This is a genomic window from Lacihabitans sp. CCS-44, assembly GCF_024343735.1.
Classification (GTDB): Bacteria; Bacteroidota; Bacteroidia; order Cytophagales; family Spirosomataceae; genus Leadbetterella.
The window spans coordinates 75,206-90,380 of record NZ_RJUE01000063.1; the positions used below are offsets into that span (position 1 = coordinate 75,206).

General features: G+C 38.4%; 10 protein-coding genes. 6 read left to right on the top strand and 4 right to left on the bottom strand.

The genetic code is table 11. The annotated features are described in order from the left end of the window. Position 1: 1 nt before the first annotated feature. Positions 2–673, top strand: a complete 672-nt coding sequence (locus tag EGI26_RS19240) for a hypothetical protein (RefSeq protein ID WP_255080701.1) — start codon at positions 2–4, stop codon at positions 671–673. A 133-nt stretch (positions 674–806) separates the two neighbouring features. Here EGI26_RS19240 and EGI26_RS19245 read toward each other — a convergent pair whose 3' ends face one another. The 3 genes from EGI26_RS19245 to EGI26_RS19255 all read right to left on the bottom strand — a co-directional run bounded on the left by EGI26_RS19245 (position 807) and on the right by EGI26_RS19255 (position 2,837). Next, positions 807–977, bottom strand: coding sequence for a hypothetical protein (locus EGI26_RS19245; protein ID WP_255080702.1), 171 nt, complete (start codon positions 975–977; stop codon positions 807–809). Positions 978–1,114: 137 nt separating this feature from the next. Next, the gene (locus tag EGI26_RS19250) at positions 1,115–2,455 is read right to left on the bottom strand and encodes a GH1 family beta-glucosidase (protein WP_255080703.1); all 1,341 of its coding nucleotides are present in this window, start codon (positions 2,453–2,455) and stop codon (positions 1,115–1,117) included. A 208-nt stretch (positions 2,456–2,663) separates the two neighbouring features. Then, the gene (locus tag EGI26_RS19255; protein ID WP_255080704.1) at positions 2,664–2,837 is read right to left on the bottom strand and encodes a hypothetical protein; all 174 of its coding nucleotides are present in this window, start codon (positions 2,835–2,837) and stop codon (positions 2,664–2,666) included. 266 nt (positions 2,838–3,103) lie between these two features. Here EGI26_RS19255 and EGI26_RS19260 point away from each other — a divergent pair, with 266 nt between their 5' ends. Both EGI26_RS19260 and EGI26_RS19265 read left to right on the top strand, forming a co-directional pair. Continuing rightward, positions 3,104–5,935: a TonB-dependent receptor gene (locus EGI26_RS19260; protein WP_255080705.1), complete on the top strand. Its 2,832-nt coding sequence runs from the start codon at positions 3,104–3,106 to the stop codon at positions 5,933–5,935. Positions 5,936–6,012: 77 nt separating this feature from the next. After that, a complete protein-coding gene (locus tag EGI26_RS19265) occupies positions 6,013–7,047 on the top strand; it encodes a tyrosine-protein phosphatase (protein ID WP_255080706.1) in 1,035 nt (344 codons plus the stop codon). Between the two features lie 53 nt (positions 7,048–7,100). On the opposite strand, the gene EGI26_RS19270 is transcribed toward EGI26_RS19265, so the two are convergent. Next, complete coding sequence (locus EGI26_RS19270; protein ID WP_255080707.1) at positions 7,101–8,498, bottom strand: glycosyltransferase family 39 protein; 1,398 nt, start codon at positions 8,496–8,498, stop codon at positions 7,101–7,103. 130 nt (positions 8,499–8,628) lie between these two features. Between EGI26_RS19270 and EGI26_RS19275 the strand changes: the two genes are divergently transcribed. The 3 genes from EGI26_RS19275 to EGI26_RS19285 all read left to right on the top strand — a co-directional run bounded on the left by EGI26_RS19275 (position 8,629) and on the right by EGI26_RS19285 (position 14,909). Continuing rightward, positions 8,629–9,873 (top strand): hypothetical protein, encoded by a 1,245-nt coding sequence (locus EGI26_RS19275; protein ID WP_255080708.1) that lies wholly within the window; start codon positions 8,629–8,631, stop codon positions 9,871–9,873. 196 nt (positions 9,874–10,069) lie between these two features. Continuing rightward, a complete protein-coding gene (locus tag EGI26_RS19280; RefSeq protein WP_255080709.1) occupies positions 10,070–13,282 on the top strand; it encodes a SusC/RagA family TonB-linked outer membrane protein in 3,213 nt (1,070 codons plus the stop codon). Between the two features lie 34 nt (positions 13,283–13,316). Then, a complete protein-coding gene (locus tag EGI26_RS19285; protein ID WP_255080710.1) occupies positions 13,317–14,909 on the top strand; it encodes a SusD/RagB family nutrient-binding outer membrane lipoprotein in 1,593 nt (530 codons plus the stop codon). Positions 14,910–15,175 lie beyond the last annotated feature (266 nt).

The window sequence follows — 15,175 nt, forward strand, 5'->3', positions numbered from 1 at the left end:
GATGTTTAGAATCATTTATTGGCTGTTTCTACTAGCATTGGGTGGATGTGCCACTTTGCAAAATCACTCAAAATATCAGCTTTCAAGCGGTGCGTACAAACTTAAAGTTGAAGGTAACAAGGGAAATTCTTATATTTATACTGAAAACGACACCATAAAAATATTTGATTTAAATAGTAAAACTACTAAACCAATACCGCCGTATTCGCCCACCAAACCTGTTTCTAATCTAAAAATAATAAAACCTTCGCTTGATATAGATGTATTGACAGCCCTGGTAAAACTCAGGCCAGCCGCTAAAGATATTGGCGTTCAGATGAACGGTAATATCAATGGCAACCTTTATTTGGGCTATAGAACAGACATTTATAATATTAGCTTCAAAGAAAACCCCGTCTACAAATATCAAAGACAAGTCAATCATTTTGGATTGAGCGGTGGTGTCTTTATGGGTTTTGGCAACTCCAGCATCAATGCTTCCACAGCTCCCGCCCAGGTTTTAGAGTACGACGGGATAGTTTTTCAAAAAGGTATAGCGGGCATAATTGCCATCAACAAGTTAACGGTAGGCTTGAGTATTGGATCGGATATACTCCTAGACAAAAACAAAATCTCATGGGAATATCAAAATAAACCTTGGTATGGCCTGATGTTGGGACTGAATTTGAATTGATTTTTTTGAATACATTGCACTAGAATTGAGTTTTTGTTTTTTAAATAAATAGAATTTATTATTAGTAGATATTACTAAAAATAGATTAGCAAAATAAGTTTTAGCCCTATAAATAGATAGATTACTTCACATTCTATTGAGCCCTCTTCTTCTCAGATTTTACCATAAATTCAGCTATCAAGTCGCCCAATTTTTTGGTTGATTTTAGGAGCATTTTGTCGAGTTCTTTGCTACTGTTATCGCCAATGATGGGCTCAATGGCTTCTTTGAGTTTGGCTTTAATGTCTTTTTTATTTGCTTTCATTGGCAAATAGGATGTTTCAATCTCAAAACTAGAACATTTTCGTTTAAAGTATGTTAAGTTATTGTAAATAAGTATCTTGATAGGTTAGTGCTTTGGATAGACCTCATGGTTTTGATAGTTCAGGCTCTTCACAATAATCATTTCTTCAAAAACTCCTTTATCCAATATCCCGATTTTTTAATGGTGCGTTTTTGAGTGGTAAAATTGTTGTAAACGATTCCAAAACGTGGTTTGAAACCATCTGCCCATTCAAAATTGTCTACCAAGGTCCATATAAAATACCCTTTGAGGTTTATGCCTCTTTTTATGGCTTTTCTGCAAATTTTGAAAGTTTTCTTGAAATACTGAATCCTGTTTTTGTCGTTTACTTTTCCGTCTATCAGTTCCTCGTCAAAACATACCCCTGATTCTGAAATGTAGATTTCTTTGACACCTTCGTATTGGCTAAATTTATCCAACATTTTCATCAGACCTTTGGGGTATATTTCCATGCCCATGTTGTTGGTTTTTACACTCCGATTTTTGGCAGGTATTTCATTTGCAAACAATACGGGTGGCCACAGGCTGTGCTGGGCTACAATTCGGAAGTAGTACTGAATGCCTATAAAGTCGAAATCAAACTTCATCCTTTCTTCATCACCGGGTTCGAAATACTTTTCGATCCGTTTCAAGCCAGGAATTATGTCTGTTGGATAACCCAAACCCAATGCAGGTTCTATGAAAAAACGATTCAAAAGTGCATCGAGGCGTTTTGCGGCATTTACATGTCTTCTCCAGATATTCTTTGGACGTACTACAGAACATGAGAAAGTTGTGCCTACTTGGGCATCTGCAATATTTTTTCGGAGAATTCGCCCTCCTTCTGCCTGACACAATGTGGCATGATGGGCAGCAGATAGGAAGTTCTTGAACCCTTTTTTGCTTGGTGCATGCATGCCCATAAAATAGCCGAGCCCCACAAAACTCATGGGTTCGTTGAGTACAAACCATTTTTTGACTTTTGGGCCATATTCTTTCGAACAAAACTCTGCATATTGGCTAAACCAATTCAGTATTTCTCTATTGGTCCAACCTCCAAGGTCTTGCAAAGCCTGGGGCAAATCCCAGTGATAGAGCGTTACCCAGGGTTCTATATCATTTGCTAAGCAACAGCCTATTACTTTGTGGTAGTATTCCACACCTTTTGGGTTGGGTTCGCCTATCCCCGTTGGAAAAATCCTCGACCAAGAAATGGAAAACCGAAAAGAATCGAGATTAAGTTCTTTTATGAGTTTTATATCCTTTTCGTATTTGTGATAAAAATCGGTGGCTTTGTTGCCATTGCCTTTTTTGAATTTCCTCGAATTGGTAAAAGTATCCCAAATAGAATCTTGTTTACCACCAAGATTTCTTGCACCTTCGGTTTGGTAAGCAGAGGTGGCAACGCCCCAAATGAATTTTTTCGGAAAATGTTTAGCTTTTACTTTGCCAAAATCCATTTCGTGAGATTGAGGTGTATTTTTGAATTTGCAAATTTACATCCATAATCTTCCTCAAGAAACCATGTTTTGTTTCCTGAATGTTAAGTTTTTGTGAAGAAACTGTTTTTTTCTGTATCAGAAAGGAATCCTTGAGCTATTTCGGTTTGCTTTTCTAAATTGAATACAGGGTAGGTGTTTACAAAATTGCTTTTCAGCAAAATAGAAATCAAGCTTTGTTTTTTACAAAGTCAAAAATTGCCCCTAAAGCCACACCAACAGCCAATCCTAAGGCTATACTTGAAGATATATTTCCAGAAGAAGTGCCATAAGCCGCACCGAATGCTACTCCCAGTGCTGCTCCTACACCGATGCCATTTCCTGATTTTTGGTTTTCTGCCATGACTAAGGTTGAGGTTATCAAAGGTTTCTTTTTTAAAGACGCATTGTCTCTACAAATATACCAGAATTAAATGCATAGCCTCCATGTTTTAAGATTAGTTTACCTAGTTATTTATCATTTTTTTTTTGGCCCAATCCCCTCAATAGGCTATCAACAATAGAAAAAAAGTACTTAGGATTCTTCCAAAAATAACCAAGTATTAACGCCTCCTTAACGCTATGATAACTTTCAACTCGGACTTTTGCGGCTCAATAAAACGCTTTATTATGAGATTGAAATTTTTACTTTTATTACTTATTACTCATTTTGCTTTTTCTCAAAAGGCAAGCATCGAAGGCAAAGTAGCAGATGCTGCGGGCTATTTGCCTGGGGTATCTATCTTACTTAAAAACTCATCAAGAGGCACAGCCACAGACCTCAACGGTGCTTTTAGATTTGAAAACCTGGCCACTGGTAAGAGCACGATTGTTATCACATACATAGGATATGCCATTAAAGAAGTTGAGCTTGAACTAAAAGAAGGAAAGAATGACCTCAATACCATAACGCTTACAGAACTAGACCAAACTTTGCAAGAAGTAGTGGTAAAAGCTGCCATGGCACCTTCGCAAATGAAAGCCATGAGCATAAAAAGAAACGCACTTGCCATTATGGAAGTGATTGCGGCCGATGCCATAGGTAAACTGCCCGATAGAAATGCCGCCGAGGCTGTTCAACGTATGCAGGGTGTTTCGGTGGCTCGCTACCATGGAGAGGCCGACCAAGCCACCGTAAGAGGTACGCCTTTTAGTTGGACATCGACTTTATTTAATGGCACTCGCATGCCTAGTGCCAGTGTTTATGGCAACAGAAATTCTATATTGGATGCGGTGCCTTCGGAGATGATTCAATATGTGCAACTTTCAAAGGCCATCACGCCAGACATGGAAGGCGATGCCATTGGAGGTTCCATAAATTTTGTGATGCGTACGGCTCCCGAAAACCGTACGTTTAGTATTTCGGGTGCTGGTGGATACAACCAAAGGTCCGAAAACGGCACTTACAATGCCTCATTGGTTTACGGCGATAGGTTTTTTAAGAATAAATTGGGTGTAATTGTAGCAAGCTCTATTTGGGATAGAAATTGGGCGACGGACGAGTTGGCGATAGCCTACAACACACAGTTGACTGGTAATCAGAGGAATTCTATCAATTCGGTCAATGCCAAAAGGTATTTTGGCAAACGCCGAACTTACGGAGTAAACGCTGGTTTGGAGTATAATTTTAATTCTTCAAACAAGATATATGCACGCACGCTTCTAGACAAATTCGATGATATCCGCCCCGTTTATGAGTCTTATTATGAGTTCAATGCCAACAGGTACAGGTTCAGTTATCGTTATTCTCAGTACGAAACTTCTATCAAAGGTTTCGAAATTGGGGGTAATCATCAAGTAAGTTCAAAATTAAAAATAGATTGGAAAGCTTCTGATTATATAATGAAGTTTGCCATTAATACTCCACCTAATTTTAAAAACAATGGCTTGCCGATTGCACAGTTTAATCAGTCCTTGGTGGGCAAATTTGGGAATCTTTCGAGCGATGGTAGAAAGTATCTCTCTTTTGATTCGCCAAATGGGGTGGGTGATGATCCACTGAATATCCAACCTGCACTTACCAATGCAACAGATATTTTAGACCCCAATAAACTATTGCTACAGCAATTGATAGTGTATGAACTTGATCAGCAAGAGCATGATAAAGTTGGACAACTGGATTTTACGATAAATGCAAATGATAAGCTGACCTTCAAAGCAGGGGGTAAATACCGCACCAAGGAGCGTTTTGGCGAGGCCACTCCCAATGTCTATTTGCCAGCTTTGGCTCTCAGAGTACCCAATGCACCGCCGTTTGTAAAATTGAGCGAATTGGCTACTGAGCAGTATCCTTTGGGCAATAATTTTTTCCCTGAGATTGGAAAGCCTTTCGACAATCTCATTTCTACACCTATTTCAAAACAACAGCTGTTTGATTTTTTTACAAATGATTTCTTTACCAAAAATGGTATTACAGAAGTGGCACAAGCCACAAACCCAACTACCAAACACGAGGGTACCGAAAACGTAGCTGCCGGCTATGCCATGGCGATTTTTGATGCCACGCCAAAACTGAAACTCATAGGTGGTTTTAGAGATGAATATACCAACTTGACAATGAAGGGCAAAAGTGTGGACATCAAAAACAAGACTGTGAAAGACGTAGTAACGGAGAACAAGTACAACGCCTTTTTGCCTATGTTTCATTTGAAATATGCCATCACGCCAAAATCTAATATCAGAGCGGCATTTACCAAAACTTTTGTAAGAGCAAACTTTACTGACCTAAATGTTTCAGAATCAGTTGACTTGTCAAAGGCTATTCCTACAATCACGAAAGGAAACCCAGCTTTAAAGCCTACTTTTTCAAACAATTTTGATTTGATGGGTGAGTATTTCTTTGATAATATTGGATTGATATCGGGTGGTGTTTTTCACAAAGAAATCAGCAATGTGATTTTCTCTGACATTGCCAACGAGAGTATCGACGGCATAAATTATTTGGTAACACAACCCAAAAACCTCAAAAACTCTAGCTTGACAGGGTTCGAAATCGGCATCACACGAAGGTTTAATAAACTGCCAGGCTTCTTGAGTGGCTTTGGAGTGGAGGTGAATTATTCGTTTGTAAACTCTTCAGTTGAAGTACCCCGACTGATTGACGGCAAAATCGTAATAGAGAAGTCAGGTCTTCCAAATCAATCAAAAAACATGGGCAATGCCATTCTGTTTTATGAAAAAAATGGTCTGAGTTTGCGTTTGGCTTCTAACTTTAGAGGCAAGTCTGTGGAAACCATCAATCAACAGTTGGGACCTGAGTTTTATGTTTGGTCAGACGATAACCTGACGCTTGATTTCTCAGGCTCTTACACGATTTCTAAAAAAATAAGGACTTTTGTAGAGTTAAATAACCTGACCAATTCTTATGTAGGATTGTATATGGGCAACAACAAAAATCGAATAACCTCACGTGAGTGGTATTCTATCAGAGGACAGGCAGGTTTCAAAGTAGACATCTTCTAATAAACCCTATACATATAAACTACGCTGGTTCTGATTTGTCGGAACTGGCGTTTGTTTGTTTTAAATATTTAAAAAAAATGAAAAAAATAGTATTATTTGTCTTAGTAAGTTTGGGAGCATTTTCTCAAAACGCCCACCTCAGCACCGAGGTGGTTTGGGCCGCGAGAGTTTCAGCATCAAAGTATGTATTGCACAATACCACAAAGAAAAAAATTAAGATTTTTGCAGGAAATACACAAAGAGAAATAAATTGGAAACAATCTTCTCGTATTTTGAAAGACAGCTTAATAGTCAATGTCAATGCGGATAACCGATTGTTTTTTGGCACAATCATAAAAAAAGATACGGTGGTTTTTTCAGAAAGAAGACTTTGGATGGAAAACGCCCCAAACTTCAGAGATTTGGGAGGACTAAAAACAACGGAAGGCAAAACGGTAGTCTGGGGCAAATTATTTCGTTGCGGAGATATGGGCAAACTTTCAGAAAGCGATTTGGCAGCCATAAAGCGTGAAAAAATCAGGAATGTAGTGGATTTTAGGAACGAACAGGAAATAAAACAAAGCCCTGATAAATACCCAGCTGAATATGAAATGAACCGGGTTTGGACATCGATTTCGCCAAGCAATGGAGAAGCTATGAAACAGTTCTATGCCATTATTGGTAACCCGAATACCACTAAAGAAGATGCCAGCAAAGTTTTTGAAGGTTTTTATGCCAAAATGCCCGAGAATATCAAAAACTACGAACCGTTCTTCAAAACTCTTTTAAATAGTAAAATGGACGAAGCATCGTTGTTTCATTGCACTGCTGGAAAAGACCGCACTGGGCTAGGTTCGGCATTGATATTGTCGGCATTGGGTGTGCCTGAAAATACTATAATCGAAGAATATTATCTTTCAAACCGTTACACGCAATATTTGGCAAAATCGGGCATGATGGGTCAGCTAAAGCCCGAAATAGCAGCTGTGTTGGCGGGAGTAGAGCCCAAGTACATTCAGTCGTCGCTGAATGCCATAAAGCTTAAATATGGCTCGGTACTGAAAATGTTGGAAACTGAGTTAGGAATTGATGAAGCTAAACTTAATACTCTGAAAGCTAAATATACCTATTGAAGCGTAAAGGATTGATATTCTTAAAGAGGTTAGACTATGTTTAGCCTCTTTTTTTATTCTATTTCTGTAATCAAATACCCATTTTTGGTTTCGAGTAGGGTGTTTTTTTGAAAAGTTTTGTCTCCTTTTTGTAATGTGGCTTTTATTGTAAACACCTTTTGTGCATAAAAAGAGAGGCTGGGATTGTAGTGGTCTTTCATGAATACTGTTTCATTGTTTTTTCTCAACTTTAGTCCTGTTTCTTTCACAAATCCTTGTTGCAGTGTAGCGAATTTGTAAATAAATAAAGTCGTGGCCATGAAATAAATAAGAACCAAAGGAAACATTTTTTCTTTTGAAAAACGAAATATACCAATGGCCGAAATCGAAAGCATGGTAATTGTTCCAAAATAATATTTGTCGAAAATTGTGGAGGAAGACGCTAGCATGGTTGTTACAAAAATGTCGTCTATCCTAATGTTTTTTATAAAAATAGGTGCTGCTAAAAACAATCCAAGCAAAATAATAATCTGAAAGAAAACTGGTGTGATTTTGAGGTTTTTCATTTGTCCCATCAAAACTATGAGCGGCATATAACCAATGCTTATATAGTGTGGCAGTTGGGTTTTTGAAAAGGAAAAAAGCACGAATGGAAAAAGAAACCAAATGAGGAGGAATAGGTTTTTCTTATCAAATTTCATGTCTTTGAAAGCAAAAAATAGCAAATGGCTAAAGGGCAAAAACGATAGCAGTAGAACAGGTAAATAATACCAAATATGTCCTCCGTGCGATTCCATGGTTTGAGAAAATCTGCCAAAATTGTGCTTGATGATAAAATCGGAAAACAAAAAATCACCCGATTTTTGATATGCCATATAAAACCATGGGAATGGAATAATGAACGCCCAGGCAACCAATAAAGGATGTAAGATTTTCAATAAGAGTTTTAGGTTTTTTGTCAATAGAAGAAATAGTAAAATAACTCCAAAAATGATAACAAATGCAATAGGACCTTTGGTTAGAAATCCTAAGCCTGCGAAAGTATATATCCAAAAAAGTGTCTTTATTTGGGATGTTTCTTGGTATTTGTAAAAACCAATCAATGCTCCAGCCACTAGTAAGTTTAGTAGATTGTCGCTTACAGCTGCCCTTGCCAAAACCTGAAACTGCACGATACCGATGGCTGTTGTGGCAACTAAGATTGCATTCTTTTCGGAGAAGTATTTTTTTGTAAACCCAAAAAACAAAACCAATGTAAAAAGAAAAAACACGAATGAGGGCAGCCTTGCAGCCAGCTCGTTTATCCCGAAAATTTTTAGAGAAAGGGCTGTAAACCAAAAAAATAAGGCTGGCTTGTCGTATCGTTGCTCGCCGTTTACATTTATGGTAATAAAATCTCCAGTTGCCAACATCTGCCTTGACGCTTCTGCGAAAAAGCCCTCGTCTTCGTCAAACAAAGGAGTGAAATACATGCCAACTAGGCTTATGAGGATATAAATACATATAAAACGGTTGAATGTTTTTCTCTCGTTTGCAAACCTTAATGTTTCCTTAACCACAGTTTATTATTGAAGTAATATTCGAAATCTAATTTTGGATATTATGAATGTCACAAACACCCTCAAATATCCATTTAAAATCAAAAATAGGTTGGCAAAAGTCAGTAAAGGAATTGTTAAATCTTTGTTTGCTTTGCTTACATTGGCCCTTGTTGCTTTGTATTACCAATCCGAAATTTTTAGTTTTTCACAAACTCCAATCAACCGCCCATCGTCATTTTATAATCCCTACCAAAACTGGATTAAAAAAAAGACTTTGAAAGCTAATTTTCATGCACATGGACAAGCTTGGGGTGGAATCACGAATGGCCATAATTCTGATGATGAGATAATTAAGGAGTACAAAAAGCTAGGGTTTTCCATAGCCGCCGTTTCTAACTACCACAGTATTTCTAAAATAAATGACACCAGCCTGTTATATATACCTTGCTACGAACAAGGGTTTAATGTTTCCAAAACACATTTGTTGGCCATCGATGCCACCGAAGCCTATAATCTTGATTTTCCGTTGGGGCAAAGTTTGTCTCAAAAACAAACTAGAATTCTGAATTTAAAGAAAACCGCTTCGCTTGTAGCTCTAACACATCCAGGCTTGGGGGAAGGCTTCAATACCCAAGATCTGAAATATTTAAAGGGCTATGATTTGATGGAAGTGCTCAGTCCTTATTTTGAGTCTTTTGACTTGTGGGATTATGCCCTCAACCAAGGCCATTTGTCGTGGATATTGGCCAATGACGACACGCATGATTTGAAAAAGCAACCACCTGGCCGTTTCTTTAATTTGATAATGACAGAAAACAAGACCAAGTTTGATGTTGTAAACGCCCTGAAAAATGGAAATCATGTGTCTTACTCTTCTGACAAAGGTATTGTGGACGTTTCTTTGGAAAAAATAAGCCTAAAAGGCAATACCCTTAATTACAGTTTTTCGGGAAATATCAATCGGGTAAAATTGGTAAGAAATGGAGAGGTGTTTATGGTTGACCCACACGGACAGGTGATTTTGCAAGAAACTGATAAATATGTAAGGTTTGAAGTGGTAGGCGAAAAGTCGGTTTTGTACACCAATCCCATTTACAGATTAAAAACTTCAGATGTCGCTGAGTTTTCCAAAATTCCCTATAAAATTGATATTCTGAAGACCTTCGCCTATCGGATATTAGTCTTACTTTCGGGTTTTGCATTCTTACTAATTCTTTATCGAAGAAAAGCAGCAACTCTTTCCAAACCTTTCTTGGTTAAACTCCTGAATTTCAAATTTCAACAAAGAAAGTTGGAGGAAATCTAAGTATTCTAATCGCTACATCTTAAACTTTTGGCGGATTTATTTTATGATGAAACATTAATGCTTTTGTCAAATAATTATTAATAATAAAGCCGCTCTATTACGTTTCGGTAAACAAATCCATCCACAACATTGAGTTAATATTTGATGCAGACTTTTGCGGCGTGAATTTTTTACTTAACCCAAAATGTCTTCATTTATGAAAAAAAGACTTTTACACTTTCTCAATTTTCAAAAGCTTACACTCGCATTAGTTCTGCTACTCAGTTCGGCAGTTTCGTTTGCCCAAATCGCTATTTCGGGTAGCGTTAAAGATCAAAAAAACGAAGTGATTCCCGGTGTAAGTATCCTTATCAAAGGTACTGGAAGCGGTACTACTACAGATGCTAATGGAGCATTTAAACTTTCTGTGCCTAACAAAAACAGCGTTTTGGTACTTTCTTCTATTGGTTTCAATAGCCAAGAAATCACCGTTGGGTCTCAATCTCAAATTGAGATTCGTTTGACCGAAGACACCAAGTCGCTTCAGGAAGTGGTGGTGACGGCCTTGGGTATCAAGAAAGACGCCAGAAGGATCGGTGTGGCGATTCAAACTGTTGACGGTGCTGCCACTGTAAAAGCCCGCGAACCGAATGCTGTAAGTGCTTTAGTAGGTAAAGTGGCTGGTTTGACCATAGGTATGCAACCAGAACTTCTTAGAAAACCCAACATTCAGTTGAGAGGAAACTCGGACATACTGTTTGTGATAGACGGCGTGCCTGTAAATTCTGATACTTGGAACGTAAACCCAGACGATATCGAAACTTATTCGGTATTGAAAGGAGCATCGGCATCAGCACTTTATGGATTTAGAGGTAAAAACGGTGCGATTTTGATTACAACCAAAAGAGGCTCAAAAGATAAGAGAGGTTTCTCGGTTGATTTTAATTCATCAACAATGGCAGACAAAGGATTTTATGCTATTCCAAAAGTACAAGATGAGTATGGCCCTGGCGATCACGGCAAGTATTCATTTGTAGATGGCAAAGGTGGCGGACTTAACGACGGTGATTATGACGGCGGTTGGGGACCGAAGTTTGAGGGGCAACCAATTTCGCAGTACGATTCACCTATCGACCCAGTTACTGGGAAAAGAACCCCTACACCCTATGTGGCTCGTGGTAAAGACAATTTAACGAGATTCCTTGAGACGGGTATATTGGCTACTAACAATTTGTCTGTTTCTTCAACAGGTGAAAAACACAATTTGCGTTTTTCTACATCACATATTTTCCAAAAAGGTATAACACCAAATACGAAGTTAAATATTACGAACTTCAACGTTGCGGCGGATTATAATTTTACAAAAAAGCTGAAGTTTGAGTCTAATCTTCAGTACAACAGACAATATACGCCAAACATTCCTGACGTAAACTACGGACCGAACTCTATCATTTATAACATGGTGTTGTGGGGTGCTGCTGACTGGGACGTGGACGATATGCGTAACTATTGGCAGCCAGGCAAAGAGGGTGTTCAGCAGATTTATGCAGAATATCAACGCTACAACAATCCTTATTTTATGAGTTATGAATGGTTGAGAGGTCATTACAAAACTGATATCGTAGGTCAAACTGCCCTTACTTACAAGTTTACAGATTTTTTAGACGTAATGCTTCGTTCGCAAGTAACCACTTGGAATTTGCTACGTACCGAAAAATTGCCTTACAGTGCGGGTAGCTACGGTCGCGACGAAAGAAGAGGCGACTATTCAGAAGACCGCAGAAACCTTTTTGAAAACAATACCGACATATTGGTAAGGTTTGACAAAGACATTGTGAAGGACTTCAACACCAAAGTTTGGTTAGGCGGAAACGTCCGGACTTTTGAATACAACTCCTTGTTTGGTAAAACGGATTATCTGAACGTTCCGGGTTTATACAATTTCAGCAACTCGGCCAATCCGGTGAAAATGTACAATTTCAACTCAGATATGAGAGTGAATTCGGCATATTATTCGGCTGACTTTTCTTATAAAAACATTGCTACACTTTCTACTACTGGTAGAGTAGACAAGCTTTCAACACTGCCAGCGGGTAGCAATACCTTCTTCTATCCATCTGTTTCGGTAGCTACTGCCCTTACTGATTATGTGAAGTTGCCAGAGTTTGTTTCTTTCTTGAAACTGAGAGCATCTTATGCCAACGTAAAGGATGGTTTAACGCAATCGAGCATTGGAGCAACACCATTTTCTTCATATCCTGTAGGTTATGGTGACCAATACGCATCGCCTTATGACGGTCCAACTTACCAAAACTCAGCAGCTTATTTTACGCCATTTGCATACAACAACCAAACGGCCGCCTATTATTCAAACACTTTGACCAACCCAAATATTGAACCTTCTACCACTGCTCAAAAAGAGATTGGTTTGGATTTCAGAGTATTGCAAAACAGAATTGGCTTAGACGCTACTTATTTTGTGTCTGACGAAGGTCCTAAAATATTCAACTTGCCAATTTCTAGTACTACGGGTTATACTTCGGCTTTGGTAAATGGTATCAAAACTCAGAAAAAAGGATTGGAGATTGCTATTACGGGCTCGCCTTTGAAAAAGTCAAATGGGCTTAACTGGGACATAGTTGCTAACTACTCAACTTTCCAAGAGAAACTTACTGAGATTTATCCTGGCGTGGATAACTTGAATACCTTCTTGAAAGTTGGAGACAGAGTAGATAAATACTATGGACGTGCTTTTGTGAGAACGTCAGAAGGTCAAATCATCAACGACGCCTCGGGTAGACCAATTTATGCTCCTGTGAATCAATATTTGGGTAACATGAACCCTGATTTTGTCTTTGGTATCAACAACAAGTTTTCATACAAAAACATCACTTTGGGCTTCCAGTTTGATGGAAGAATTGGTGGGGTGTTGTCTAATTATATCCAAAAACAAACTTTTAGAGGTGGTCGTCACATTGACTTAGTAACGGGTGCAATGGGTGAGGCCCGTTATCAAGATTATTTGGGAGTTAAATCTTATGTAGGCGAAGGTGTTCAGATCAACGGTACTTCGGCTTTGAAGTTTGATTTAGACGGAAAAGTGACCAATTACAGTGAGTTGACCTACTCTCCAAATACTACCAAGCAATACCTACAAGACTGGGTAAGTAGATACTACAACTCAGACGAAGGTAACTTGATGAGCCGTTCTTTTGGCATGTTGAGAGAATTGGTTATCGGATATTCTTTGCCTAAAAACATCATCGGTAAGACTTTTCAAGATGTTTCGGTATCATTGGTAGGTCGTAACTTATTCTATTTTGCAGAGAAAAAAGACATCGACCTTAACCAATATTTGAGTGGCGGAAGTTCTGGTACACAGACACCTTCAACTCGTAGATATGGTGTAAACGTTGCGATTAAATTCTAAAAAGCTCAGTTTTCATTTTAAAAAATTAAAGGATATGTTAAAAAATAAATTAAATATAGTTTTATTGTCATTGCTGATGGTGTTCAGCATGAGTTGCGAAAAAACTTTCGAAGAGTTGGAGGTAAATCGTAATAGCCCAGTAAGTGTTCCTGCTTCCTTAGTTTTGCAAGGAATAGAAGCTGATATGTATAACAATACAGGTCGTCCGTTTAGTGCCGAAATGCGTTGGAATCAGTTCTATTTGTCAAACTACAACTACTACGCTACCAATGAGTACACTTGGACAGCCGCTCCAGATCATTTTATGACCTTGAAAAATGTGGTAAAAATGGAAGAAGAGGCCATTAAGTTGGGAGCAGATGCTGTAAATCCTTATACTGCCGCAGGTAAGTTTTTCAGAGCGTTCTTCTATGATCAAATGTCGAAAAGGGTAGGGGATTTGCCTATGAGCGAGTCCCTTAAAGGTATTGAAAATTTGAATCCAAAGTATGATACCCAAAAACAAGTGTATGTGCAGATTCTGAAGTTGTTGGAAGATTCAAATGCGGAGTTTGCAACCCTTATCGCCAAAGGAAACCAAACACTTACAGGTGATTTTTATTACGGCGGAGATTTGAAAAAATGGCAAAAAGCGGTAAATGCTTTTCAATTGAGAGTATTGGTGAGTTTGAGTAAAAAAGATGCAGATGCCGACTTAGGCGTTAAAGCCAAATTTGCCGCTATCGTATCTAATCCTACCAAATATCCTTTGTTTGCTTCTAATTCGGAAAGTCTTCAGTTTGTATCTAATCTGTATAATAAGTATCCTTCAAACCCAGATAATTTTGGATTCGATGCTACTCGTCAAAACATGTCTAAAGCTTATGTGGAGCGTTTGACAGAGCGAAATGACCCACGTGTAATGGTCACTTGTGAGCCAGCAGGTGGGGCTTTGAAGGCTGGTAAATTGGCTTCAGATTTCAGTGCCTATGCAGGTGCGGAGGCAGGCGAAGACTTGGCCGACATGAGCTCTAAGGCGGGTGTTAACAATGGTTCGGACTTCGCTCCGGGTGTTTATTCTTTCCAAAACCGTAAACGTTATTACTCTAACTACGTTGGAGAAAATACCTTTATCGTGGGATATCCTGAAATGTGTTTCAACATTGCCGAAGGCGTAAACAGAGGTTGGGCCACTGCCGATGCCGAAAAATGGTATAACCAAGGCGTATCAGCTTCCATGGATTTTTACGGTATCAAAGACGGAGCCAATACCATGACGTATTCAAAAACCGGTAGCAGAGATGCCGCAGATGCCAGAACTTTCAATATCGATTTTAAAATGGCAGATTATGTTGGTCAAGCCAATGTCAAATACGAAGCTGGTGTAGCGGGATTAGAGAAAATCTTAACTCAGAAATATTTGGCGTTTTTTATGAATTCAGGAATGGAGGCGTATTTCAACTGGAGACGTACTGGTTTTCCTAAGTTTTATCAAGGTGTAGGAAATGGAAATTCAAACAGAATAGCTGTTCGTTGGCAATATCCATTGTCTGAAAGGACGACCAACGCTATCAATTACAAGGCGGCTTTAGCCAGCCAATTTAGTGGTAAAGACGACATCAATGATATGGTTTGGATGTTGAAATAAGAACTTGTCGTAGAGTTAAGTTTATAAAGTTAAAAATGAATACAGAAAGAAAACGGGGCATTTGCTCCGTTTTTCTTATTAAATATTATTAGTGTCTGACTAAATATTTAAAATTAAAGGTCTAAAATATAAATAACTGATACCCCGAAGGGGTGATATGATTATAATAAAAATGACCCCCTTTGAATTAGAAACCCTGAAAGGGTTTAATCTACAAATAGATATATTGATTTACTTTATTTAGTCGGAAACCAATAATTAAATAT